25 protein-coding genes and 1 tRNA gene are annotated in these 24,377 nt (G+C 66.9%); 12 read left to right on the plus strand and 14 right to left on the minus strand.

Annotated elements, in window-relative coordinates; all coding sequences use genetic code 11:
* Nucleotides 1-14: 14 nt before the first annotated feature.
* From galK to ACO06X_RS14020, 6 genes are all read right to left on the minus strand, one after another.
* Nucleotides 15-1,145, minus strand: a complete 1,131-nt coding sequence (galK, locus tag ACO06X_RS13995; protein WP_421836855.1) for a galactokinase — start codon at nucleotides 1,143-1,145, stop codon at nucleotides 15-17.
* Complete coding sequence (locus tag ACO06X_RS14000) at nucleotides 1,142-2,191, minus strand: UDP-glucose--hexose-1-phosphate uridylyltransferase (RefSeq protein WP_421836856.1); 1,050 nt, start codon at nucleotides 2,189-2,191, stop codon at nucleotides 1,142-1,144. The genes galK and ACO06X_RS14000 overlap by 4 nt, the downstream gene beginning before the upstream one ends.
* Nucleotides 2,188-4,254, minus strand: a complete 2,067-nt coding sequence (locus ACO06X_RS14005) for an alpha-galactosidase (protein ID WP_421836857.1) — start codon at nucleotides 4,252-4,254, stop codon at nucleotides 2,188-2,190. Before ACO06X_RS14005 ends, ACO06X_RS14000 begins: the two co-directional genes overlap by 4 nt.
* The gene (locus tag ACO06X_RS14010; protein WP_421839914.1) at nucleotides 4,247-5,587 is read right to left on the minus strand and encodes an MFS transporter; all 1,341 of its coding nucleotides are present in this window, start codon (nucleotides 5,585-5,587) and stop codon (nucleotides 4,247-4,249) included. The genes ACO06X_RS14005 and ACO06X_RS14010 overlap by 8 nt, the downstream gene beginning before the upstream one ends.
* 159 nt (nucleotides 5,588-5,746) lie before the next feature.
* Entirely contained in the window at nucleotides 5,747-6,370 is a 624-nt protein-coding gene (locus ACO06X_RS14015; protein ID WP_421836858.1) for a flavin reductase family protein, read from the minus strand.
* Nucleotides 6,370-7,314 (minus strand): carbon-nitrogen hydrolase family protein, encoded by a 945-nt coding sequence (locus ACO06X_RS14020; RefSeq protein ID WP_421836859.1) that lies wholly within the window; start codon nucleotides 7,312-7,314, stop codon nucleotides 6,370-6,372. The genes ACO06X_RS14015 and ACO06X_RS14020 overlap by 1 nt, the downstream gene beginning before the upstream one ends.
* Before the next feature lie 234 nt (nucleotides 7,315-7,548).
* Here ACO06X_RS14020 and ACO06X_RS14025 point away from each other — a divergent pair, with 234 nt between their 5' ends.
* Complete coding sequence (locus ACO06X_RS14025) at nucleotides 7,549-8,148, plus strand: 2-hydroxychromene-2-carboxylate isomerase (RefSeq protein ID WP_421836860.1); 600 nt, start codon at nucleotides 7,549-7,551, stop codon at nucleotides 8,146-8,148.
* A 14-nt stretch (nucleotides 8,149-8,162) separates the two neighbouring features.
* Here the strand turns inward: ACO06X_RS14025 and ACO06X_RS14030 are convergent.
* Nucleotides 8,163-8,236: transfer RNA gene (locus tag ACO06X_RS14030), tRNA-Gly, on the minus strand.
* Between the two features lie 156 nt (nucleotides 8,237-8,392).
* Here ACO06X_RS14030 and ACO06X_RS14035 point away from each other — a divergent pair.
* A complete protein-coding gene (locus ACO06X_RS14035) occupies nucleotides 8,393-10,522 on the plus strand; it encodes an acetate--CoA ligase family protein (protein ID WP_421836861.1) in 2,130 nt (709 codons plus the stop codon).
* Nucleotides 10,523-10,682: 160 nt separating this feature from the next.
* Here ACO06X_RS14035 and ACO06X_RS14040 read toward each other — a convergent pair whose 3' ends face one another.
* Genes ACO06X_RS14040 through ACO06X_RS14055 form a run of 4 tightly spaced genes read right to left on the minus strand, consistent with a single transcriptional unit; the run spans nucleotide 10,683 to nucleotide 14,750 of the window.
* The gene (locus tag ACO06X_RS14040) at nucleotides 10,683-12,419 is read right to left on the minus strand and encodes a hypothetical protein (RefSeq protein ID WP_421836862.1); all 1,737 of its coding nucleotides are present in this window, start codon (nucleotides 12,417-12,419) and stop codon (nucleotides 10,683-10,685) included.
* Between the two features lie 57 nt (nucleotides 12,420-12,476).
* Nucleotides 12,477-13,277: an SGNH/GDSL hydrolase family protein gene (locus tag ACO06X_RS14045; protein ID WP_421836863.1), complete on the minus strand. Its 801-nt coding sequence runs from the start codon at nucleotides 13,275-13,277 to the stop codon at nucleotides 12,477-12,479.
* Nucleotides 13,277-14,506, minus strand: coding sequence for a serine palmitoyltransferase (gene spt / locus ACO06X_RS14050; protein ID WP_421836864.1), 1,230 nt, complete (start codon nucleotides 14,504-14,506; stop codon nucleotides 13,277-13,279). The genes ACO06X_RS14045 and spt overlap by 1 nt, the downstream gene beginning before the upstream one ends.
* A 4-nt stretch (nucleotides 14,507-14,510) precedes the next feature.
* Nucleotides 14,511-14,750 carry an acyl carrier protein gene (locus ACO06X_RS14055; protein ID WP_421836865.1) on the minus strand — a complete coding sequence of 80 codons (240 nt, stop codon included), beginning with the start codon at nucleotides 14,748-14,750 and terminating at the stop codon, nucleotides 14,511-14,513.
* Nucleotides 14,751-15,035: 285 nt separating this feature from the next.
* Between ACO06X_RS14055 and ACO06X_RS14060 the strand changes: the two genes are divergently transcribed.
* The gene (locus ACO06X_RS14060) at nucleotides 15,036-15,566 is read left to right on the plus strand and encodes a hemerythrin domain-containing protein (RefSeq protein ID WP_421836866.1); all 531 of its coding nucleotides are present in this window, start codon (nucleotides 15,036-15,038) and stop codon (nucleotides 15,564-15,566) included.
* Between the two features lie 51 nt (nucleotides 15,567-15,617).
* On the opposite strand, the gene ACO06X_RS14065 is transcribed toward ACO06X_RS14060, so the two are convergent.
* Entirely contained in the window at nucleotides 15,618-15,980 is a 363-nt protein-coding gene (locus tag ACO06X_RS14065; protein ID WP_421836867.1) for a response regulator, read from the minus strand.
* A gap of 83 nt (nucleotides 15,981-16,063) precedes the next feature.
* Here ACO06X_RS14065 and ACO06X_RS14070 point away from each other — a divergent pair, with 83 nt between their 5' ends.
* The 5 genes from ACO06X_RS14070 to ACO06X_RS14090 are packed head-to-tail and all read left to right on the plus strand — an operon-like array spanning nucleotide 16,064 to nucleotide 19,308.
* Nucleotides 16,064-16,309, plus strand: coding sequence for a DUF3572 family protein (locus ACO06X_RS14070; RefSeq protein ID WP_421839915.1), 246 nt, complete (start codon nucleotides 16,064-16,066; stop codon nucleotides 16,307-16,309).
* Between the two features lie 13 nt (nucleotides 16,310-16,322).
* Entirely contained in the window at nucleotides 16,323-16,958 is a 636-nt protein-coding gene (locus ACO06X_RS14075; protein ID WP_421836868.1) for an HAD family hydrolase, read from the plus strand.
* Entirely contained in the window at nucleotides 16,951-17,418 is a 468-nt protein-coding gene (locus ACO06X_RS14080; RefSeq protein WP_421836869.1) for a RidA family protein, read from the plus strand. The genes ACO06X_RS14075 and ACO06X_RS14080 overlap by 8 nt, the downstream gene beginning before the upstream one ends.
* Nucleotides 17,390-18,181, plus strand: coding sequence for a glycerophosphodiester phosphodiesterase family protein (locus ACO06X_RS14085; RefSeq protein WP_421836870.1), 792 nt, complete (start codon nucleotides 17,390-17,392; stop codon nucleotides 18,179-18,181). Before ACO06X_RS14080 ends, ACO06X_RS14085 begins: the two co-directional genes overlap by 29 nt.
* A complete protein-coding gene (locus ACO06X_RS14090) occupies nucleotides 18,178-19,308 on the plus strand; it encodes a GNAT family N-acetyltransferase (protein WP_421836871.1) in 1,131 nt (376 codons plus the stop codon). Before ACO06X_RS14085 ends, ACO06X_RS14090 begins: the two co-directional genes overlap by 4 nt.
* 271 nt (nucleotides 19,309-19,579) lie before the next feature.
* Here the strand turns inward: ACO06X_RS14090 and ACO06X_RS14095 are convergent, their stop codons facing one another.
* A complete protein-coding gene (locus tag ACO06X_RS14095) occupies nucleotides 19,580-19,942 on the minus strand; it encodes a hypothetical protein (RefSeq protein ID WP_421836872.1) in 363 nt (120 codons plus the stop codon).
* Nucleotides 19,943-20,202: 260 nt separating this feature from the next.
* Here ACO06X_RS14095 and dksA point away from each other — a divergent pair, with 260 nt between their 5' ends.
* From dksA to ACO06X_RS14110, 3 genes are all read left to right on the plus strand, one after another.
* Nucleotides 20,203-20,661, plus strand: coding sequence for an RNA polymerase-binding protein DksA (gene dksA, locus ACO06X_RS14100; RefSeq protein ID WP_298165765.1), 459 nt, complete (start codon nucleotides 20,203-20,205; stop codon nucleotides 20,659-20,661).
* A gap of 211 nt (nucleotides 20,662-20,872) precedes the next feature.
* Nucleotides 20,873-21,235: a PilZ domain-containing protein gene (locus ACO06X_RS14105; RefSeq protein WP_298165763.1), complete on the plus strand. Its 363-nt coding sequence runs from the start codon at nucleotides 20,873-20,875 to the stop codon at nucleotides 21,233-21,235.
* A gap of 112 nt (nucleotides 21,236-21,347) precedes the next feature.
* The gene (locus tag ACO06X_RS14110; RefSeq protein WP_421836873.1) at nucleotides 21,348-22,817 is read left to right on the plus strand and encodes an ABC transporter substrate-binding protein; all 1,470 of its coding nucleotides are present in this window, start codon (nucleotides 21,348-21,350) and stop codon (nucleotides 22,815-22,817) included.
* 23 nt (nucleotides 22,818-22,840) lie between these two features.
* Here the strand turns inward: ACO06X_RS14110 and ACO06X_RS14115 are convergent, their stop codons facing one another.
* A complete protein-coding gene (locus ACO06X_RS14115; protein WP_366886045.1) occupies nucleotides 22,841-23,059 on the minus strand; it encodes a DUF1674 domain-containing protein in 219 nt (72 codons plus the stop codon).
* A 29-nt stretch (nucleotides 23,060-23,088) separates the two neighbouring features.
* On the opposite strand from ACO06X_RS14115, the gene ACO06X_RS14120 reads away from it, so the two are divergent.
* The gene (locus ACO06X_RS14120; protein WP_298165760.1) at nucleotides 23,089-24,351 is read left to right on the plus strand and encodes an RsmB/NOP family class I SAM-dependent RNA methyltransferase; all 1,263 of its coding nucleotides are present in this window, start codon (nucleotides 23,089-23,091) and stop codon (nucleotides 24,349-24,351) included.
* The last annotated feature ends 26 nt before the right edge of the window (nucleotides 24,352-24,377 follow it).

The following is a 24,377-nucleotide window of genomic DNA, read 5'->3' on the forward strand; positions in this document are numbered from 1 at the left end:
GACGAGCAGCGCGCTTACCTCATGATAAGCCCGGCCCCGTCGCAGGCCGCTTCGCGCAGCACCAGTGGCGCGCTACCGTCGGGCCTGCGATAGGTGAGGGCGTCCAGCACCGCGTCGGCGCGGTCCGCCCGGCACAGCGCGACGACCGCGCCGCCAAAGCCGCCGCCGGTCATGCGCGCGCCGCCATCGGGGCCGATCAGCGCCTGCAGTTCTGCCGCCAGCGCATCGACCGGCGGCACAGTGATCTGGAAATCGTCGCGCATCGAGGCGTGCGATGCCGCCATCAGTTCGCCAGTCGCTCTGAGGTCGCCAGTTGCCAGCGCTTGCGCCGCCGCCAGCACCCGCGCGTTCTCGCTCACCACATGCCGTGCCCGCGCCAGGGTCAGCGGATCGAGCCCGGCACGGTTCAGCATCGCCATGTCCGCATCCCGCAGCGCGGGCACGCCGATCGCTGCCGCCGCCACCTCGCACTGCCTGCGCCGCTCGTTGTAGGCACCTTCGACCAGCCCGCGCGCCACGCCCGAATGGACGATCAGGATCTGCACGTCCCCCGGCATCGCCACCGGCGTCACATCCAGCGAACGGCAATCGATCATCAGCGCGTGGCGGGCGACACCTGCGGCCGAGGCCAGCTGGTCCATGATCCCGCAGCGCATGCCCACGTGATCGCACTCGCCCGCCTGCGCCATGCGGGCGATGTCGGCAGGGGCGATGGCAAGCCCAGCCAGCGCCGCCAGCACCGTGCCGATGCCGACCATCAGCGAGGCTGAGGAGGACAGTCCGGCGCCCTTGGGCACGGTCCCGGTCATGGCGATGTCCGCGCCGGTCAGGGCATGGCCGCGCTCGATCATCGCGGAGGTCATGCCGCGCACGTAATCGGCCCAGGGATTGGCGGGATCGGCGGCATGGGGCGCATTGAGCGCCCATTCCGCCACGGCCCCGCCGAAATCGCAGGCGACAACGCGAATCCGGCCATCACTGCGCGGCGCGGCTGCGATCTGCGTTTCCACGCTGATCGCGCAAGGCAGCACGAAGCCGTCGTTGTAGTCGGTGTGCTCGCCGATCAGGTTGACCCGCCCCGGCGCCCGCGCGACCACTGCAGGAGCCGCGCCAAAGGCTTGCGCGAACTGTTCTGCCAGGGTCATGCGGCGCTCCGGAAATGCGGGCCGCCACAGGCGCGCAGCCGTTCTGCTGCCTGCTCGGCCGTCAGATCGCGCTGCGTCTCAGCCAGGATCTCGAAACCCGCCATGAACTTGCGCACCGAAGCAGAGCGCAGCAGCGGCGGATAGAAATGCGCATGCAGCCGCCAGTGTGCGCTGGGGTGGGGTGCGCTCGGCTCATGCCCGAAGGGCGCGCCATGCCAGCCCATCGAATAGGGGAAGGAGCACTGGAACAGATTGTCGTACCGCGTGGTGAGGTCGCCAAGGATCGCGGCGAGATCGGCGCGCTGGTCGTGCGAAAGATCGGGCAGGCGCGCCACATCGCCGCGCGGCAGCAACAGCGTCTCGAACGGCCAGACCGCCCAGAACGGCACGATCGCCAGCCAGTGCTCGCTGGCGCAGACCACGCGCGGGCCAGCCGCCTCGGCTTCCACCAGTTCCGCCAGCATCGGGCGGCCCGTGTTTGCGAGCCAAGCTGCCTGCGTGCGGTCCTCGGTCGCGATCAGCTGCGGCACATGGCTCGTCGCCCAGACTTGCCCGTGCGGATGCGGGTTGGAGCACCCCATCATCGCGCCCTTGTTCTCGAAGATCGAAACCACGCTGTAGCGCTGGCCCAGATCTGCCGCCTCGGCACACCAAGTGTCGATCACCGCGCGCCGTTCCGCGATGGAAAGCTCGGGCAGGGTGCGGCCATGATCGGGCGAGAAGCAGATCACCCGCGCTTCGCCCGTTGCCTGTTCCGCGCGGAACAATCCGTTTCCGGCATCCGGCGCCGGCGTATCGGGCAGCAGCGCGGCAAAATCGTTCTGGAACACGTAAGGCCCGGTGTAATCCGGGTTGCGCTCGCCGTTCACGCGTGTGTTCCCGGCGCAGAGATAGCAGCCGGGATCATGCACAGGCGGGCGCGCCCTGTCCGGCACTTCCTCCGCCCCCTGCCACGGCCGCTTGGCGCGGTGCGGGGAAACCAGCAGCCAGGTATCGCTCAGTGGATCGTAACGCCGATGGGGATGTTCGGCAGGATCGAAACTCATGAACGCACCTCAAGCACCAGCACAGCCTCGCCGGGTAGCGGCGGGACGGCCATGCCTACGCGCGCGAGCCAGCCACCGTCCATCCGCGCGAGCTCGCCGTTCTCGGACGCAATCGTATACGTGCGCCCCGGCAGCGCCATCGGCAGCCTGAGGTTCGGCTGGTGGCGCATCGTCGTGGGCTGCGTCCGCGTCACCAGCACGACCATATCCTCGGCCGAGCCATGTGCCTGCCACACCACCCCGTCGCCCACTTCGCCCATCCACACGCGGCCCGCATGCAGGCGTTCGCGCAGGGCTTTGTAGCGCGCGATCCCGGCCATGAGCTCGCGGCGCTCGGTCTCGCCCAGCTTGCGGGCGTCCAGCTCCACGCCGAAATGGCCCGGCAGCGCCACCCCGCAGCGAAACGCCATCGATTGCGAGCGCCCGGTCGAATGCGCCGGGCTTGCGCCCACGTGGCTGCCCATCACTTCGGGCGGCATGAACTGAAGGAACCCGCGCTGCATGCCCGCGCGCGAAACCGCGTCGATGCAGTCGCTTGTCCAGAAGCGGTGTGTGCGCTTGATGATCTCCGCGTCGATCCGCCCGCCGCCGCCAGCGCAGGCTTCGATTTCCACCGCCGGAAATGCCGCGCGCAGCCGGTCCATCAGGGCATAGGTCGCCAGCACTTGCGCGCGGTAGTGCGGCAGGCTCCCGGCATGGACCAGATCGCGGTTGTGATCCCACTTGAGGTAGCTGATCGGCAGCTCGCGCAGCAGCGCCGCAATCGCATCGAACAGATAGGCGCTCACCTCGGGCCGCGCGAGATCGAGCACCAGCTGGTTGCGCGCCTCAAGCAGCGGGCGCCCGTCCACGTGCAGCGCCCAGTCGGGATGGCGGCGATAGAGATCGCTGTTGCGATTGACCATCTCCGGCTCGACCCACAGGCCGAATTCCATGCCGAGGTCCGTGACCGTCTTCGCCAGCGGTCCCAGCCCACGCGGGTATTTGCGCTTGTCCACCGTCCAGTCGCCGAGCGATGAGGTATCGTCGTCGCGCTTGCCGAACCAGCCGTCATCCAGCACGAAACGCTCGATCCCGATGCTCGCCGCCGCCCGCGCCAAGTCCATCAGGGCGGCTTCGTCGTGCTTGAAGTAGAACCCTTCCCAGGTGTTGATGTGCACGGGCCGCTTGGCCGCGCCCTCTGCACCGCCCGGCCAGGTCATCCTTGCCCGGATGCCGCGGTGGAACGCATGCGCCACCCCGTTGGGGCCTTCGGCTGAAGCTGTCGCGAGCACTTCCGGGCTCTGCAGCACGCCGCCCGGTGCGATGATCGCCTCGCCCGGCGCCAGCCATTCGCCCAGCTGCCACTGCCAACGCCCGTCGTCGATCCACTCGATCGTCTGCGCGTGATTGCCCGACCAAGCGATCTGCGCGCCATAGGCACTGCCATCGCCGCAGGTCACCACCGCGCCGGGGAAGCAATCGTGCGATGTCAGCCCGCGCCGGTTTTCGCGCCGCCATATGCTGCGGGTGAGGGGGTCGCGCACCGGCACGAATTCCGAATTGTGCCGCCCGGCCAGCGAATGGACCTCTGTTGCATCCTCGGGAAGCGGCAGCGCGGCGGCGGCCAGCCAATGCACATGCAGCGGCGCATCGCCTCCGTTGGAAAGCGCGGTGCGCACGGTCATCACGTCGGTCGCGGGATCGAGCGTGTAGCTCGTCGTCACCGCGATCCTTGTAACCGCATCATGCAGCACGAAGCGCACGGTCTGTGCATCCAGCCGCTCGACCTTGCATTCGCCCGCCTGAAACGACCAGTCGCGCCCGCCCCGGTCGGCCAGCAGCGCGCTCTGCCCGAACCAGCCCATGCCGAAGCCGGGAAACACTGTCAGCGGCTGATCGAAATGGAGCGAGAAGCTCGGCTCGGGCCGCTCGCTGCGCAGGCTTGCGGAAGGCTGTGCGCCTTCGGGCAGGCGCGGCCCCCAGTATCGCCACAGCGGTGCCTCGCCGGGGGGCAGCTCCCACACGGCGGAGCAGCCCGGGCTTTCCAGCGCGATGATGTCAGGAACGCCCATGTCAGGCATGCACCAGCTCCGCCGTCCGGCGCGGATCGCGTACGCGCAGCATGGTGATCGCCGCCATCACCAGCAGCGCGCCGGCAAAGCTCAGCGCATTGCGCGGGTCTGCGCCGAGCACGTGGTTGTAGATCCAGCCGAAGGTCAGGCCATTGAGCAGCATCGGGATCACGATCATCATGTTGAAAATGCCCATGTAGACCCCCGTCCGCTCCGGCGGGATCGAGCCGGCAAGGATGATGTAGGGGTTGCCCATGATGCTCGCCCAGCACATGCCCAGCGTTACCGCGATCAGCAGCAGCGGCGTGTGGCTGCCAAGATCGGGCATCGCCAGCGCGGAGAACACCGGCCCCGGCGCACTCGGCGCGCCCGCAACATGCGCCATCGCCACCATGCCGAGCCCGCCCGCAGCAAGACATGCCATATGCACCCGCGATGCCCCCAGCGCGCGCGAGATCGGCACCATCGCCAGCGCTGCGGCAAAGCCGACAAGGTTGTAGAACGCACCCAACTGCTGCGTTGTCAGCACCGCAGCGCGGAACGCCTCGCTCGATTTGTCTGCCGTGCCATAGATCGATCGTCCGATCGAAAGCGCGCTGTAGGACCAGTAGATCGAGAAGCCGTACCACTGGAACAGGCTCATCCACGCCATGCTGCGCATCGCCTGGGGCATCTCCACGATCGCGCGGCCGATCTCGCCCAGCGTTGCGCCCGCAGACTTGGGCGCGGCGGCAATGCGCGCCTTTTCGTCCTCGCTCAGCGGCAATTCGGGCACGCGCCAGATCGACCACAGGATCGTGGTGATCGAAAGCACCGCGCCGACCATGAACGAAATATGCGTGATCGTCGGGATATTGTGCGCATCCACCGCATTGCGGTCGATCCCCACCCAGTAGACGAGGATCGAAGGCGAAAGGAACGCAAGGCACTGCGCCAGCCCCGTGAACGCGCTCTGGCTGAGGTAGCCGATCTCGTGCTGGCTCTCGTCCAGCCGGTCGCTCACATAGGCGCGGTAGGGCTCCATCGTGATGTTGTTGCCGGCATCGAGCAGCCACAGCAGGCTCGCCGCCATCAGGATGCTCGCGGAAAACGGCATGAACAGCAGGCCCAGGCTGCACATCACCGCGCCGATCAGGAAATAGGGCGTGCGGCGGCCAAACCGTGAACTGGTGCGGTCGGAGAGTGCGCCGACCAGCGGCTGGATGAGGAGACCGGTCATCGGCCCGGCCAGTTGCAGGATGGGGAGATTCGATTCATCCGCGCCGAGCCACGAATAGATCGGCACCATGTTGCCCTGCTGCAGGCCGAAGCTGAATTGCAGGCCAAGGAAGCCGAGATTCATCTCGATCACGCGCATCAGCGACAGGATCGGCTTGTGCTTTGCCGGGGTCCGCTCGTTTCCTTGAGGCTTGGTCACGTCCAACGGTTCTCTCCCGCACGACTCTCGCTGGAGCCTTTGTGCCCGTCTAGCTTAGGCGACAGAATGATTCAATCGAGTGAATCAATTTGTTCCGGGACGATAGACGGGTCTCTCCAGCGTCCGGTCGGTCTGGATGCGGGTATAGCCGCCCACACCGTGAACCCGGCCCATCAGCTGCATCGCCACCGGATCGGGCCGCAGGCTAGCGGCATCGACGAACCGGTCGTCGATGGTCATCGCCAGAACTTCGCCCAGAATGATCGTGCTGCCCGGCGGCGCGTCGATCGCCTGATAGAGCCGGCACTCGAGGCTCACCGGCGCGCCCGCGATGCGCGGCGGCGCGACGAGTTCGCTCGGCAGCATCTCGAGCCCGGCCAGCATCGCCTCGTCGATCTCGGGCGGCGCATCCACGCAAGTCACGTTCATCGCCTCGAGCATCGGCTCGCTCACCAGATTGACGACGAACTCCTTCGTTTCCAGAATGTTGGTCGCTGTATCCTTGAGAACGCCGCCGCTCCCCCGCATCGCGCCCAGCACCACCAGCGGCGGCGCGGCCGAGATCATGTTGAAGAAGCTGTAGGGGGCGACATTGCCCACGCCTGCCGCCGAAAGCGTCGATACCCAGGCGATCGGCCGCGGCACCACGGTCCCGGCCAGCAGCTTGTAGCGCTCGGCTCCGCTGAGCCCGTCCATCCTGAGGTGCATCAGGCGTCGTCCTCGATCCACGCCACCGCCGGCTTGGCGCGGCGGTCCACCGTGAGGCGGAACACATCGGGCCGCGAATAATGCCCCACCGCATCGAAATCATAGCGCGCGCGGGCGATCTCGGCGGGATCGATCTCGGCATAGAGCACCGTCTCGCCGCTGTAGTCCGGCCCCGCCAGCATTTCGCCCAGCGGCCCCACGATCAGGCTCCCGCCGCGCATCAGCACGGTGTCTGCGTCCTCGCCCAGCACGCATTCCTGTCCCTCGGGCAGATCGCGCCGCCGCAGGAACTGGCAGGCGGAGAGCACGTGGCAGCGCCCTTCCAGCGCGATGTGCCGCATCGAGGAGGCCCAGCCGTCGCGGTCGTCCGCCGTCGGCGCGCAGTAGAGCGTCACGCCCTGGCCATACATCGCCATGCGCAGCATCGGCATGTAGTTTTCCCAGCAGATCACCGCGCCTACGGTGCCGAGCGCGGTTTCCACCACCGGCAGGGTGGAGCCATCACCGAAGCCCCAGACCAACCGCTCGGCCGCAGTCGGCATAAGCTTGCGGTGGTGCGCCATGGTTCCCGCCGTCCCGTCGATGATCAGCGCGGTGCAATAGAGCGTCGAGCCCACACGCTCGATCACCCCGATCACCACGACCATCCCCGCAGTGCCAGCAGCCTCGCGCACCGCCGCGATTTCCGGGCCGTCCAGCGCCACCGCCGCCGCGTAGTACCGCGCATAGGCCTCGCGCCCCTCCGGCAGCCGCAGCCCGATCGGCGCGCCAAACCGTGCGCCCTTGGGATAGCCGCCGATGAAGGCTTCGGGAAACACGGCGAGCTTTGCGCCGGCGGCGCCGGCCTCGGCAATCAGGCGGGCGGCCTTGGCTGCGGAAGCCGCGCTGCCGGCGGGGTCGGATGCTGCCTGCACAACGGCGGCGCGAAAGGGAGAACTGCTCATGCGGTGAGCCTAGCAGCGCCCCTGCGCTCGGGCGATTGCTAACTGCACGTTCTGCGCGGTACGAGGAGCGCCAGCAATGCAGAGGGGGCAGGGTGAGCGAACCAGCCGCCAACGGCGTGTTCCCGCGCTCGCGGGTGGACGATCGCGCGCAGGCCTTCGTCTGGCTGCACCAGCAACCCCGCTCGGCATGGACGCACGAGCTTGATCTATGACCTTTGCAGGAGCGCTTCTGATATGACCCGGACTATCGAGTTCATCTTCGATTTCGTCAGCCCCAACGGCTACCTTGTGTGGGGGCCGCTCAAGGCTCTTGCCGCGCGCAAGGGCGCAACGATCACGCTGACGCCCGCACTGCTGGGCGGCATGCACAAACTCACCGGCAACGCTCCGCCGTTCATGCGCGATGCCGAAATCAAGGGCAAGAACGCCTATGCCCAGCTCGAAATGCAGCGCTTCATCGCCCGCCACGGCCTCACGAAGTTCCGCATGAACCCGGCGTTCCCGTTCCGCTCGGTCGAACTCCTGCGCCTGCTCCTTGCCGCCATCGATCTCGGCTGCGGTGAAGCCTTTGCGGACAGCTTCTTGCGCGCGATCTGGGAAGACGGGCTGAATCCTGCGGACACCGCCGCCGTCGATGCCGTCATCGCCACCGCCAGCCTCCCCGCCGCCGCGCTGGCAGAGGGCGCCCAGTCCGCTGCCGTGAAGGACCGCCTCGCTGCCAATACGCAGGCCGCCGTCGATCGCGGCGCCTTCGGCATCCCCACTTTCTTCGTGGATGGCGAGATGTTCTTCGGCAAGGAACGCCTCGGCCAGATCGAGGAACTGCTGGGCTGAATCTGCGGGAGGGCTGGAGCGGGTAGCGGGAATCGAACCCGCATAGCCAGCTTGGAAGGCTGGTGCTTTACCACTAAGCTATACCCGCGTCGCGCATTCGCATTGCCACGCCGTCCTCCCGCCCGTCAACCTCTGGCCTGCCAGGCTTTGGCCAGTCTCTCCAGTAGCTGTCCATCCGGGCAGCCTTGCCCTGTGCGCCTGCAGCGGCTATTGTTATACGGTATAACCTAATCCGGAGAGCGCCGTGCCCGATACCGCCAACACTGCCCCTGTCCTTCCGGCGCTCGAGCGGCTGCTGCGTCCGCGCTCGGTCGCGGTGGTCGGCGCTTCGGACAAGCCGGGCGCGCTCGGCACCACGTTGCTCTCCAATCTCGATGCCAATGGCTTTTCCGGGGCGGTCTATCCGATCAACCCCAAGCGCGAGACGCTGGGCGGCCGCACCTGCCTGCCCGGGATCGAGGCGCTGCCCGAGGGCGTCGATGCTGCCGTCCTTGCGATTCCCCGCGTGGGCGTGCTCGATGCGGTAAAGGCGCTGGCCGCGCGCAAGGTTGGCGGTGTGGTCATCTTCGCGGCGGGCTTTGCCGAGGGCGGGCCGGAAGGCCTTGCCGAGCAGCGCGAGATCGCGCGCATTGCCCACGAGGCCGGCATGGTCATCGAAGGCCCCAACTGCCTTGGCCTCGTCAACTACGTCGACCGCATCCCGCTCACCTTCGTCGAGACCGACGCGCGGCCACCGGCGGGCAAGCGCGCGATCGGCGTCGTCTCGCAATCGGGTGCGATGGCCGCCGTGCTCGGCACCATGCTCCTCGCGCGCGATTGCGGCGTTTCCTACTCGGTCTCGACCGGCAACGAGGCGGCGAGCGGTGTCGAGGACTATGTCGAATGGCTCATCGATCAGGACGATACGCAAGTAATCGCGATGATCGTCGAGCAGTTCAGGAAGCCGGAGCGCTTCCTCGCGGCGGCCGCGCGCGCGGCGGCGGCGGGCAAGCCGATCGTCCTGCTCCACCCCGGCACCTCCAGCGCCGCGCGCGAATCCGCCGCGACGCACACCGGCGCCATGGCGGGCGACTATGCCCTGATGCGCGCCAAGGTGACCCGCGCTGGGGTAATCATGGCCGAAACGCTGGAAGAACTGGGCGACATCGCCGAAATCGCGCTGCGCTGCCCGGTGTTGCCTGCGGGGCACACGGCGGTGCTCGGCGAATCGGGCGCGTTCAAGGCGCTCACGCTCGATCTGGCGGAATCGCTCGGCCTCCCGCTTGCGCCGCTGCATGATGCGGATTCGCCCGCCTTGCGTGCTGCGCTGCCGCCGTTCGTGCCGGTCAGCAATCCGCTCGATATCACCGCACAGGGCCTTTCCGAACCGGCGATCTACACCCGCTGCCTCGATGCCTTGCTGGAGGATCCGCGCGTCGGCACCGTGCTTGCCGGGATCATCCAGGCCGAAGCGGTGACTTGCGCGATCAAGTTCCCACCCATCCTCGCCGCCGCCACTGCGAAACCCCTCACCAAGCCGCTGATCTTCGCCGGGCTCGATGAAGGCGCTGCCGTCCCGCCCGAGCGCATTGCCGCGCTGCGCGAAGCCGGCGTTCCGTGGTTCCCCACCACCGAACGTGCGCTGCGGGCGATCACCCGCCTCACGCAGTTTTCTGCGCGCGATACCGCCACCTCTACGCAGGCGCCGCTCGCCGTGCCCGGCCTTGCCGATCACACCGGCGTGATCCCCGAATATCAGGCCAAGGCGCTGCTCGGCCCGCTCGGCATTCCTTTCCCTGCAGGTAGGTTCGCCGCCAGCGCCGACGAGGCCGTCGCCGCCGCCGAAGCACTCGGCTATCCCGTCGCGATGAAGGCGCAGGCCGCCGCGCTCAGCCACAAGAGCGATGCGGGCGGTGTGATCCTGAACTTGGCCGATGCCGCCGCGGTGCGCACCGCGTGGGACAAGATGCACGCCAGCGTCGCCGCCTATTCCGCCGCGATCACGCTCGATGGCGTGCTGATCGAGGGCATGGGCGCGCGCGGGGTTGAGATGATCGTCGGCGCGAAGAACGATCCCGAATGGGGCCCGGTCCTCCTCGCCGGCTTTGGCGGTGTCACCGCCGAAATTCTCGGCGATGTGCGCCTGCTCGCGGCAGACATGACGGCGGAGGCGGTCGAGGCCGAACTGATGAAGCTCAAGAGCGCTGCGATCCTGGCCGGCTATCGCGGGGCGCCTGCGCTCGATGTTCCCGCGCTCACGCAGCTGATTGTCACGCTCGGTCGCGTGCTGCGCGCTGAACCACGCATCCGTGAAGTCGATCTCAACCCGGTGATCCTGCATCCCAAGGGCCAGGGCGTGGTCGCGCTCGATGCGCTGATGCTGGTGGAAGGCTGAAGAACCCCTCCGTCAGCCCTTCGGGTTGCCACCTCCCCGTTTGTGCTTCGCAAAAACAGGGAGGACCTTCTTGTTCCTCCCTATTTTCCCTTGAGCTTGTCGAAGGGGCAAATGGGGAGGGGGACCGCCCGCGCAGCGGGTGGTGGAGGGGTGAAAGCCCTCAATGCACCCGCACTGCCATCCCCTCGGCGCGCGCCAGCAGGTCTTCCGCCACCGGATCGCGTGGCCGCAGCCGCAGCGATTCCTCCGCTGCTCCGCGCGCGCCTGCCGCATCGCCCGAAGCCAGCAGCGCCGCCGCAACATCGCGCCGCACCGGATACCAGAATGCCGGCGGGTCGGAGAATTGCATGAAATCCTTGGTTTCCTCGATGTCCGCCGCCGCCGTGAACGCCGTGACCGCGTCCTTGTAGCGCCCTTCTGCCATGGCGATGCGGCCTTCCAGCACGCCGCGTGTGATGCCCAGCATCTGCTCGGGCGCGCGGTGATCGCGTTCGACTTTGCCCTCTGCCACTTGCGCCGGGATCGCCGCCAACTCCGCCTTGGCACCGGCCAGATCGCGCAGCCACACCATCGCCTCGCCTCGTGCATAGTGCCGCGCCGCCTTGAGGTAGGGCAGCTTCGGTTCGGCCAGCGCCAGTACCGCCGCCGGATCATCGAAGCGGGCAAGCGCAAAGTATCCCGCCGCCGCCAGCATCTGCGAAAATGGCTCCGCCTTCTCGCGCTCGGCGGACCGTTCGACCAGTGGCCGTGCCAGATTGAGCGCGGTGCGCGCGTCACCTGCCATCATCGCCCCGCCAAGCCCGAAGATCACGTTGTGCGCGTGATAGGGCAGGTCCCACACGCCCTTGGGCTCGGGCAGGCCCAGCCGCTTGGCATTGGCCTTGCCGATCTCCACCGCGCGCCAGTTGGTATCGGCGGCATCCTGATAGCGGCCCACCCAGAAGAACGTGTGGCTCGGCATATGGACCAGATGGCTGGCATTCGGGGCAAGGTCCGCCAGCTTGTCGGCATAGCGTTCGGCCTTGGCCGGCTCGCCCGAAACTTCGGTGGCGTGAATAAAGAAATGGATCGCAGGCGTATGCTCTGGCGCGCGTTTCAGCACCTGCTCCAGCAGCGTGATGGCCGCATCGATTGCGCCGTGGTCGAAATCCTCGGCGTCCTCCACGAACGAGGACACCATCAGCGCGTCCGCCGTCAGCACCGCGATTTCGTTGTCCGCCGGGTAGCGCGCCGCCACGTGTCGCATCGCTGCCGCATAGGCCACATCGCGTGCGTGGACTTTCTTGTCCGGCAGGTAGCGCAGGATCAGTGCGTCGATCAGGTCGCGCTCGCGCGCGGTGCCATTTTTCGCCGCCAGCGCCTTGGCCTTGCGCACCATCACGAGCAGCGGCGCGCGCTCCTTGCCGTCGCTGCCATAGTTGATCGTGGGGCCTGAAACGAGCGCTTCGCCCCACAGACACATCGCGCAGGCCGGATCGAGCCGCACCGCCTCGCCCATCGCTGCGATCGCGGCCTTGTGCGCAAAGGCTGCGCCCAGTTCCAACCCGTTGGAAAAGAACGCCTGCGCCGCCGGGGCCGTGGTGCTGATCGTAAAGCCGCCGTTGCCATAGCCGGTGAGCAGCGTCGGCACCTTGGGCACAGTGTTGTCGTCGTGCGAGGCATGGTCCGCGTGATCGCCCCCATGATCGCCCCCATGATCGCCATGCCCCGGCTCAGCGGCCTTGGCCGCGCCTTCGGCGGTCTGCGCCTCGCTCAGCGGCTTGCCGGTGGAGGGCGCCTCCATGTCGTGCCCAGCCACGTCATGACTGCCCATGTCGTGGCCAGCTTGCGCGAGCGCCGGTTCAGCCAATCCCAGCAGAACCGCACTGATGATCGAATGGAATACGGCCTTGTTCAACGACTTGCCCCCCTTGCCAGCATCAAGGCTGGCACGGGCGGCCCAGTCTGGCAATCTTTAGCGCTGCGGTGCGGCGGTCTTTTCCGCTTCGGCAATTGCGGCGCGGGTGATCGGCTCCATGATTGCATAGCCCTTGGCATTGGGGTGGATGCCATCGGGCGCAACGTCGGGGTTCATGCCGCCTTCGGCATTGACCAGCGTGCCGTAATAGTCGGCATAGACTGCGCCCCGCACCCGCGCGAGCTCACGCAGCCAGCCATTGAGCGCGACGACTTGCCTGGCCGGGGCCAGCGCCGGTTTCCACGGGAACTTCGCGGCGGGCAGGATGCTTCCCAGCACCACGCCGATCCCGTTGGCGCGCGCGATGTCGACCATTGCCATCACGTGGTTCTTGTACATCTCCGGGCTGTTGGGCCCGGTATTGCCCGCCAGATCGTTGGTGCCGATCATGATGTGCACCACGCGCGGGCGCAGCCGCACCACATCCTGATAGAACCGCACGAGGATCTGCGGGCTCGTCTGGCCGCTGATTCCGCGCCCCACCGCGCCCCCGGCAAACAGCTTCGGCGCAAGCGCCACCCACCCTTCGGTGATCGAATCGCCGATGAACACCACACGCGGCGGCGCGGCCACCTGCTTTTCCGCCTCGGCGTACTTGCATTCCCAGGCCCAGTCGTTGGCCTTCACATAAGGATGGCCGAACCACAGGCCGGTCTGATCGGGGCAAGGCTTGTCCAGCATTCCGTCGCCCGGCGCGGTAACGGGCGGGGAGGGCGGGGGGAAGCTCGGCGCCGCCGCCGTCTGGGCCAGCGCGGGCGCGGCCCAGATCGCCAGCGCGGCCGCCATCCCCCGCCGCATCAGATGATCCCCACGGCCTTGCCCGCACGTTCGAACATGCCGGTGATGATCCCCACCTGCTCGGCGGTATGTTCGGCGCAAAGCGAGCAGCGCAGCAGGGTCATTCCCGCCGGCGTCGCGGGCGGGCGGGCAAGGTTCACGTAGAGCCCCTCGCGCAGCAGCGCTTCCCACATCATCGCGCCGCGCTCCAGATCGGGCATGATCACCGCGATGATCGCGCTCTGCGGTTCTGCCGTGCCCAGCTTGAAGCCCAGCTGCGTCAGCGCCCCATGCAGCGTGCGCGAATTTTCCCACAGGTGCGCGCGCTTGTTTCCGGCGTGCATCAGCTTGCGGATCGAAGTGGCGGCGGTGGCCACCACGCTCGGCGGCAGGCTCGCGGTGAAGACGTAGGGGCGGCAGACCAGCCGCATGATCTCGAACTTCGGGTGGTTCGAAACGCAGAAGCCGCCCACCGTGCCGACCGACTTGGAGAACGTGCCGATCACGAAATCGACATCCTCGAGCACGCCCTGATCCTCGGCCACGCCGCGCCCGTTAGGGCCGATGAAGCCCATCGAATGCGCTTCATCCACCAGCACCATCGCGCCGTTTTCCTTGGCGATGCGGATCATTTCCTTGAGCGGCGCGATATCGCCCAGCATCGAATAGACGCCTTCGAGCACGACCAGCTTGCCCGCGCCGGCGGGAATGCGCTTCAGGCGCTTTTCCATCGCCTCGATATCGTTGTGCTTGAACGGCACGACTTCGGCGTCGCCCATCTTGCAGCCATCCCAGATCGAGGCGTGGCTGTCGATGTCGAGCACGATGTAATCGCCCTTGCCTGCGATCGTGCTGATGATGCCGAGGTTGGCCTGGTATCCGGTCGAGAACACCATGGCATGGTCCATGCCGTAGAATTCCTTGAGCGCCTCTTCCACCGCGCGGTGGCCTGCATACGTGCCGTTGAGCACGCGGCTGCCGGTGGTGCCCGCGCCGAAATCGTCGAGCGCCTGCTTGCCCGCCGCGATCACGTCGGGGTCGAAGGTCATGCCCATGTAGTTGTAGGTGCCGAGCAGGATCGTCTCACGCCCGCTGCAGATCGCCGTCGTGGGCGAAAGCACCTTCTCCATCACGAGGCTGAACGGATCGGTCACGCCCGTCGCCAGCAGCGAACGGCGCGTCTCGATCAGCGGATCGAACTTCGAGAAGAGGTCGGTGGTCGGCATCTCAGGAGGGGTCATGTCGTTCATGGCTTCAGCCCTGCATCGTGGTCACGGCATCGATCAGCTGGCCATAGGTTTCGATCTCGGCCTGCTGGTTCATGCTGATGATGATGTCGAATTCGTCCTCGATCGCGGCCACGAAGTCCATCACGGTGAGGCTGTCCCACTCGAGATCCCCGGCAAACGAGGTGGTTTCGTCGATGGCGAGCCCGTTCTTGTTGAACGGTTCGATCACCTCGGCGATGCGGGCGGCTGTGGCGGCGCGATCCATTTGCGTATTCTCCGGTTATGAGGCGCCCTTGCCCCAAGAATAAGGCTGAAAAGCGGCCAGCCGCCCTGCTTGTCAAGCGCCGCGGCCCTGCGGCACCCCCGGATTTGTCGGACCCGCGGCATGGCGGGCCTTTCGCGGCCTGCCTCTTCACCATGGGGCAGGCCCGTTGCAGCGAGCTCCGCGCCGCAGGGCCGGTTCCTGCAACAATTCCCGGCACGGCGCATTTGGCCTCGTATGGTGCGGCGCAGCCCTTTGCCGCACCAGCCAAGAGCGAAGGACCCGCCCATGCCCCCCAAAGCCAAAGACGCCGTTGCCATGCTCAAGGCCGAGCACCGCGCGGTCGAGGATCTGTTCGAAGCATTCGAAGCCGCCAAGACCCAGCCGAAGCAGAAGACGCTCGCCATGCAGATCTGCGCCGAGCTCATCATCCACGCCACGATCGAGGAAGAGATCTTCTATCCCGCACTGCGCGGCAAGATCGACGATGACACGCTCGACGAAGCCTACGTCGAACACGATGGCGCCAAGCTTCTGATCAGCCAGCTCATGGCCGGCAAGCCCGCCGAGCCGTTCTATGCGGCCAAGGTCACCGTGCTCGCCGACGAGATCAAGCACCACGTCAAGGAAGAGGAAATGTCGCGCGAGGGCATGTTCGCGCAGGCCACCGCAGCGGACGTCGATCTTGTCGCGCTGGGCGAGCAGATGGCCGCGCGCCGTGCCGAGCTCGAAGCCATGATCAAGAAGGAAGGACTCCCCACGCCCGTCTCGCGCACGCTCTCCGTGCCCGAGCTGATCATCGGCGAGCCCGTCGCCTGATCCTGTGCGCTGCCGGTCCGGATCTCGATCCGGGCCGGCGTGTCTGCCCGCTCACACCAGCGCCTTTACCGCCATCATGAACGGCCCGATCGATACCGGCTTGGCGAGATAGCCTTCCGCCCCCGCCTCGCGGATGCGTTCCTCGTCGCCCTTGCCGGCGTAGGCGGTTACCGCCAGCACCGGGATGGGCCTCAGGCCAGGATCGCCCTTGAGGGCCTCGATCAACTCAAGGCCCGAAATGTTGGGCAGCTGGATGTCCATGATGATCAGGTTCGGCACGAATTCGCGTGCGCGAACAAGCACATCGCGCCCGTCTGCCAGCGGCTCCACCGCAAAGCCGCCTGCCTTCAGCACATCGCAGAACAGCTTACGGTTGAGGTCGTTGTCCTCGACAACCAGTATTCTTTTTGCCACTGAGCCCCATTATCCTCATACCACCCCAGACCCCTGCCTAGTCACCCCGGAAGGCCCTGACAATCGCCCGCGCATCCGCCTCCCTGCCCGATCCTGCCGCCACGGCGCTGCAGGCACTTGGCTGGGTGCTCGGTGATGCTGGCCGTGCGGAGCGTTTTCTGTCCCTCACCGGTCTGACGCCTGACGAGCTGCGGACCGGTCTCGGCGATCCGGCGGTGCAGAGCGCGGTGCTCGAATTCCTCTGCGGGCATGAGGCGGATCTGATTGCAGCGGCAGATGCGCTGGGCCTCCCCCCGGCCACGCTCGCCGCCACCCGGGAGAGATTGTGATGAAGGCTTCAGCATGACCAGGCCGCTGGTGATCAGCGATTGCGATGAAGTGCTGCTGCACATGGTCGCGCCCTATCGGGATTGGCTGGGCGAGCAGCACGGTATCGATTTCGTGATGGAGGACAGCGATTTCGGCAAGGCCATGCGCTACGCCGGAACGGGTGATCCCGTCCCCGGGCCGGAAATCTGGCGCCTGCTCGGCCTGTTCTTCGATACCGAGATGCACCGCCAGCAGGCGATCTCGGGCGCGGTCGAGGGTATCAACGCGCTTGCCCGGCATGCCGATGTGGTGATCCTCACCAACCTCAACGACGATCGCCGCGATGCCCGCGCCCGGCAGCTCATGGATGTCGGCATCAACGCCCGCGTCTTCACCAATCAGGGGCCGAAGGGGCCCGCGCTCAAGGCCATTCTCGATGAATACCAGCCCAGCCGCGCGGTGTTCATCGATGATCTGCCGCAGCACCACGGCTCGGTCATGGAGATTGCCCCCCATGTCGGCCGCCTGCATTTGTGCGGCGAACCGATGATCGCGCGCCACATTGATTGTGCGCATGTCAAGGGCCACGCCCATGCCCGTATCGACCAGTGGGAGCACGCGCTACCCTGGCTTATGGATCGTATCCACGGAGTGAACGACGATGACTGAGACCCCCGCCACACGGCTTGCCGAACTCGGCCTCACCCTGCCTGCTCCGGCAGCACCGGTGGCCGCCTATGTCCCCACGGTGGAGGCCGGCGGCTTTCTCTATGTCTCGGGGCAGGTCTCGTTCGTCGATGGTGCGCTGATCAAGGGCAAGCTGGGCGCGGATCTCTCGGTCGAGCAGGGCTTTGCCGCCGCGCAGGGCTGCGGGCTGATGCTGCTCGCTCAGGCCCAGGCCGCGCTCGGCTCGCTGGACCGGATCGCCCGCGTCGTTAAGCTCGGTGCGTTCGTGGCTTGCACGCCCGATTTCACCGATCAGCCCAAGGTCGCCAACGGGGCTTCGGAACTCATGGTCGCGGTTTTCGGCGAAACCGGCAAGCATAGCCGCAGCGCCGTCGGCGTGCCTTCGCTCCCCCTTGGCTGCGCAGTGGAAATCGATGCTGTATTTGCTCTCCATCCTGCTTGATCGCCTGCTGGCGCCGCCCCCGCAGGCGGAGAAGGTGGCATGGCTCAAGGGCGTGACCTATGCGCACCGGGGGCTCCACGGCCCCGGGCTTCCCGAGAATGCGCTTTCGGCCTTCGCCGCTGCGATCGAGGCCGGGCTCGGCATCGAATGCGATGTGCAGCGCAGCAGCGATGGGCAGGCCATGGTCTTCCACGATTGGGAGCTGGACCGGCTGACCGCCGAGACCGGCCTCGTGATCGAACGCAGCGCGGCCAAGCTGGGCCAGATCCGCATCATCGGCAATGATGCAGATATGATCCCGTCCCTGCGCGAACTGCTCGATCTCGTCGCGGGCCGCGTGCCCTTGCTGATCGAGGTCAAGACGCGGCCTTCCACCCGCATTCCCGCGATCTGCCTCGCGGTGCGCCGCATGCTCGAAGGCTATCGCGGTCCTGTTGCGGTGATGAGCTTCGATCACCGCGTTTCGCGCTGGTTCGCGCGGCATTCCAGCCACATCGTGCGCGGTATCGTGATGATGGAGGAAGGCAATCGCACGCTTTTCGCGCGCACCCGCCGCCACATCACGCTCTGGCGCGCGCAGCCCGATTTCCTCGCCTACGACATTACCGACATGCCCAGCCGCTTTGCCGGTGCACAGCGCCGCCGGGGCTTCCCCGTGCTCACGTGGACGGTCAACACGCCCGACCTGATGGAGCGCGCTCTCAAGCACGGCGATGGTCCGATTGCGGAAGGAGCAGGGCTGGCAAAGGCCGCCCGCCCGTGAGCGTGACCGCGCGCGTCCACCACGCTGTCGGCGAGATTCCCGCCGCCGAGTGGGACGCGCTGGCCGGTGAAGGCAACCCCTTCACCAGTCACGCCTTCCTCACGCTGCTCGAGGAATCGGGCAGTGTCGGTGGGCGCAGCGGCTGGTCGCCGCTGCCGCTGGTGATCGAGGATGCCGCCGGCATCGCCGCCGCCGCGCTGCCCGCGTATCTCAAGGGCCATAGCCAGGGCGAATATGTCTTCGATCACAACTGGGCGGATGCCTGGCACCGTGCGGGCGGGCAATATTACCCCAAGCTCCAGATCAGCGTGCCCTTCACCCCCGCCACCGGACCGCGCCTGCTGACGGGCGATCATCCGGCGCTTGGGCTGCCCCTGCTGCGCGTTGCCGAGCAGATCTGCGCGCAGAACCAGCTTTCCTCCGCCCACGCCACCTTCATCGAGCCGGCGCAGCTGCCGTTGTTCGAGGAAGCGGGCTGGCTTTTGCGCACCGATACGCAGTTTCATTGGGACAACCAGGGCTACGCCAGCTTCGACGATTTCCTGGGCCAGCTATCCTCGGAAAAGCGCAAGAACCTGCGCAAGGAGCGCGCCAAGGCGCAGGACGGGGTGGAGATCCGCCAGATCACCGGCGATGCGATCCTGCCTGAACACTGGGACGCGTTCTGGGTGTTCTATCAGGATACCGGCGCGCGCAAATGGGGCCACCCCTACCTCACGCGTGAGGCCTTCACCCTGATGGGCGAGCGCATGGCGAACCGCATCTTGCTGGTCATGGCCTTCATCGGCGATCAGCCGGTGGCCGGCGCGCTCAACTTCATCGGGTCGGAAGCGCTCTACGGGCGCTACTGGGGGGCTGTGGTCGACAAGCCCTTCCTGCATTTCGAGCTGTGCTACTATCAGGCAATCGACGCCGCGATCGCACTGGGCCTCAAGCGGGTTGAGGCGGGCGCGCAAGGCCAGCACAAGCTGGCGCGGGGCTACAAACCGGTGCCGACCTGGTCGGCGCACTACATCACGGACCCCAATTTCCGCAGCGCCATCGCCGATTTCCTCGAACGCGAACGTCGCGGCGTGGCGCAGGAACAGATGTGGCTGGGCGAGAGGACGCCGTTCAAGAAGGGGTAGGGCGGCAGTTCCTCTCCATTTTCACGAAGTGCAAATGGGGAGGGGGACCGCCCGAAGGGTGGTGGAGGGGTAAATAGGCGCTGGCTCGCGCCTTCACTGGAGAACGTAAGGAAAGTCAGTTCGAACGTTTGAAGGCTATCTTGCAGCAAGCCTTCGCAGCTCCAGCCGATACCTGCGTTACGCTTACCGCCGATGATATCATTGCGCGCTACAAGAGGACTGTGGCGACACCGGGTTCACAATCCAAACCGAGCTCGCTTCCAGACGATACTTAGGCCGCGCGGCTGTCGGTCCGCATCATGCGCAGCCATTCGCGGGCGCGGCGCTGGGCTTCGGCGATCTCGCGCGCGGTCATGTCGTCGGAAACCTCGGCGCGGCAGGTTGCAGCTTCCTCGTGCCCGCCTACTGCGGCAAGGTTGAACCACTTGTGCGCCTCGATCAGGTCGCACGGCGCGCCGTGGCTGCCGGTCGAATAGGCGACGCCAAGGTCGAACAGCGCATCCATGTCGCCTGCCGCCGCAGCAGCAAGGCAAGTCGCGACGAGTGTATCGGTGGCATCGCTGTCGCTGCCAGCCAGGGCGGCGGCGGCGGAAGCTTCGGTTTCGGAAACCAGCTTGATCCAAGTCTGTGCCATAAACGTTTCCCCTGTCCCCCCGAACCGTGATGACGCTTGGCCGGGCAGGGACAAAGTCAACAATCTTGGTCAACAATTGGTTAACGTCGAAGAAAAGGCGGCATATGTCCGGGTTGGGTACAACTTGGCATTGCCCCTTAGGAAAACCTTGTGCGGATTCCGCCACTTGCTTATAGGCCCGCCAAACCGGGAGCCACAGGTGTCCTTCCGCGGGCGTCGCGGCGGCCGGGGGTCGCAAGAGCATGAGCTTGGAGGGCCGGATGGCTGGGGTTTTGAGTGACGAGATCGACGTTCTGGCCAAAGCACGTCGGGCCATGCCCGGCGATTACATTCCTTCCGATGATGAGCCCTACATGGGTGAGGCGCAGCAGGACTATTTCCGCCGGCTGCTGCTCGAATGGAAGAAATCGATTCTCTCGGCATCGGCCGGCACGCTCACCGCGCTGCAGGATGGCCCGATCCGCGAGCCCGACCTCAACGACCGCGCCTCGAGCGAGACCGAATGGGGCATCGAACTGCGCACGCGCGATCGCCAGCGCAAGCTGATCGCCAAGATCGATTCCGCGATGCGCCGGATCGATGAAGGTGAATATGGTTATTGCGAAGTCACGGGCGAACCCATCGGGCTGGGCCGTTTGATCGCCCGTCCAATCGCCACGATGACCGTCGAAGCGCAGGAAGCGCATGAACGGCGCGAGAAAATCTCGCGCGATATGTAGGATCGGCGGCGTTAAACGCTTTGTCCGGAGAGTGTCCCGCTCCGGCACAGCCTAAGCAAAAACACGTTAACGCCGCGCCGATTTAAGATTCCGTTAGCCAGCCTCGCTTAGCAATCCGCGAGAAAGTTTTGCGACTTTCCTCGTGGCGTGCAGTGCGGCTCATCGCGCTGATCGTTGGGGCCTTCTTTGGCAGATGAGACGGAAACCGGGCGTGACTGAACTCGATCATCGGCAAGTAGGGCGTGACAGCCTGTTTCTCATGGCAGACGTGCGTCTGGCCGGGGCAGGCGACGAGCACCGCGTCAAGGTTCGCAACCTTTCGGGCGGGGGGATGATGGCCGAAGGCCATGTGAAGGTCACCCGCGGCGCCAAGCTTGAAATCAATCTGCGCAACATCGGCTGGGTCGAAGGCGTCGTCGCCTGGATTCAGGAAAACCGCTTCGGCATCGCCTTCGTCGAGGACATCGATCCCAAGCTTGCGCGCGAACCGATCGTCACCAGGTCCGACGAGACGCCGCGCTTCGTCAAGCCGGTGCTCGCGATGGTTGACCCGACCCGGCTGCGCAAGATCTGAGCAAACGCAAAAATTTCTGATGATTCTCGCGGTCATGCGGCCCTTCCGGCGCTGACCGGCGCGGCCTTGCGTGCTAGCACGGCTCCTGATGGTGCGTGCCTCCCGCCTTTCCATGGCTGCCGCCCTGGCCCTCGCCGGGCTCGGTACTCTGGTGCTGGGCGTCTCGGCCTGCGGACGGCGCAGCGAGGGGCCGCTTCCCATCGCCCTCATCGGTGATCGCACCGCGCTCGATACCAGCAGCCTGCGCCTGTCACCCGCAGCACGCACGATACGCGGCGCAACGGTGGAGGGCCTCGTCGCTTTCGACGCCGAAGGCCATGTCGTCCCCGCCATCGCGGACCGCTGGATCATCACCGATGATGGGCAGAGCTACATCTTCCGCCTGCGCGACGGCACCTGGCCGGGCGGCGCGCGCATCACCGCAGAAACCGCCGCCGCCGCGCTGCGCAAGTCGCTCGCACTGTTGAAGGGCACCGCGCTCGGGCTCGATCTTGCCGCGATCGAGCAGGTCCGCGTCATGGCGGACCGGGTGATCGAGATCGATCTCGTCGCGCCCGTCCCCGATCTGCTCACGCTGCTGGCCCAGCCTGAACTCGGCCTGCCCTATGCCCGCCGCGGTTCCGGTCCGATGGGCCTTGCCCGGCGCGGCAGCGGGCTCGAACTGTCTCTCATCCCCCCGGAAAAGCGCGGCCTCGTGCCGGAGGAAGGCTTTTCCAGCCGCGCGCGCAATCTTGTCGTCGAACTGCTGCCTGCGAAAAAGGCGGTGGACCGCTTCAACGATGGCGCCGCCGATCTTGTTCTTGGCGGGCGCATCGATTCGCTCCCGCTCACCGAACAGACCGGCCTCGCGCGCGGGAATATCCAGCTCGATCCGGTGATCGGCATGTTCGGCCTGCTTGTCGAAAGTGAGGCCGGCTTCCTTGCCGAAGCGCCCAACCGCGAAGCGCTGGCGCTCGCCATCGATCGCGATGCGATCATCGCCGCGTTCAACATCGCCGGCTGGCAGCCCACCACCCGCGTTGTCTCCGCCGGGGTCGAAGGCGATGCCGGCACGGTGGGCGAGCGCTGGGTCGGCGTCGCACTCGATGCGCGCCGGGCGCTGGCGGCCGAGCGTGTCACGCGCTTCATGGCCAGCGGCAATTCCGCCCCGCTGGTGCGGATCGCCGCGCCCAATGGACCGGGCACGCGGCGGGTGATCGATCTGATCGCAGCCGATTTCAAGGCCATCGGCGTGGTCGCGGTGCAGGTTGCGGAAGACAAGCCCGCCGACCTGCGCCTGGTCGATACGACCGCGCGCTATGGCCGCGCCTCGTGGTTCCTGAACCAACTCGCCTGCTCGGTCCACAAGCCCGCCTGCAACGCGGCCGGCGATGCGCTGCTCGCCGATGCCCGCCAGACCGCGGACCTGCGCGAGCGCGCGCGCCTGCTGGGGCAGGCCGAGGCCGAAATGACCGCCGCCAATGCCTATATCCCCATCGCGCGGCCCTTGCGCTGGTCGCTCGTGCGCTCGGGCGTCAGCGGCTTCGCGCTCAATGTCTGGGGCTGGCACCCGCTGCCGCCGCTGGCCGCGCTGCCGAAGTGATGAGGGGCCTCCGCAGCAAACCCTCAGAAATCGATCGCGATCCCGTTCTTCTCCCAATCGCCGAACCGCGTGGGATCAAGCCCGTCGGGATCGTCGCGCTGCTCGGCCGGGGCGGGCACGGGGGCGGGTTCGTTGGTCCAGTGCGCGGGCCGGGTAAAGCCTGCGGGGCGGGTTGTCGCGCGGGGGATCGGCTTGTCCATCAGGTCTGCCTGCCCAAGTCCGCGCGCAAGCGCAATTGCCAAGATGGGCACCACGCGCGATAGGCTGGCCAATGGCCCGTTCTCCCCAAGCTGCCGAAGCCGATATTCCCGGTGTTCCCGCCCGCCGCGCTGCGCTGCGCCTCCTCGATGCCGTGCTGCGCCGGGGCGATCCGCTCGATCAGGCTGCCCCGCCGGTGCTGCGCGCCATCGAGCGCGGCGATGACCGCGCCCTCGCGCTGGCCATCGCGGCTGAAGCGCTGCGCTGGCTGCCCGATCTCGATCGGCTGATCGATGGCGCCACCCGGCAGATTCTCCCCGAAGATGCCAAAGCGCGCAGCGTCCTGCGCCTCATGCTCGCGCAGGCGCTGCGCCTCGGCCTGCCGCCGCATGCGGTGATCGCCACCGGGCTGCCGCTGCTTGTCGGCGGCCCGCGCCGCCTCGCCCACGGTGTATTCTCCGCCGTGCTGCGCGCAGAGGGCTTGCCGGACAGACCCACGCTTCCCGCCGCCACGCTCGAACGGTGGACCAGTGCCTGGCCCACCCGCGTCGATGCCATCGCCGCCGGACTCGCCGTCCCCCCGCCGCTTGATCTCAGCTTGCGCGATCCGGCGCGCACCGATGAATGGGCGACACGCCTCGGCGGCACGTCGCTCGCGCCCGGCCATGTGCGCCTTGCGCGTGGCGGCCCGATCGAAAGCCTTGAAGGCTTCGCCGAAGGCGCGTGGTGGGTGCAGGATCTCGCCGCCTCGGTGCCTGCGCGCCTGCTGGGGCCGGGTGAGGGGCGCCGCGTCCTCGATCTCTGCGCCGCGCCCGGTGGCAAGACGATGCAGCTCGCCGCCGCCGGCTGGCGCGTCACCGCTCTCGACAAATCTGCTCGCCGTCTTGAGCGCCTGAGCGAAAACGTCGCGCGCGTCGGCCTCGAAGTCGAAGTCGTCACCGCAGACGCCATGCAGTGGCGCCCGTCCGAACTCTATGACGCCGTGCTGATCGACGCGCCGTGCAGCGCCACCGGCACCTGCCGCCGCCACCCGGACGTGCTCCACCGTCTGATCGACCAGACCGCCCTCGAAGAACTCCAGCGCGGCCTCCTCGAACGGGCTTCGGGCGCGATTCGCGCCGATGGCCGCCTCGTCTATGCGGTCTGCTCGCTGGAGCCGGGGGAAGGGGAGGCGCAGGCACAATGGGTCAAGGCGCTCGGCCCTGTCCCCATCACCGCCGATCAGCTTCCTGCCGGCCTTACGCCCACGCCCGAAGGCTGGTTCCGCAGCGATCCCGGCATGCTCGCCGAATCCGGTGGCATCGACGGCTTCTTCGCCGCGATGTGGGAAAAATAGGGACAGTCCCCCTTTTTTATTAAATA

It is taken from the genome of Novosphingobium sp., assembly GCF_965229225.1.
Lineage (GTDB): Bacteria > Pseudomonadota > Alphaproteobacteria > Sphingomonadales > Sphingomonadaceae > Novosphingobium.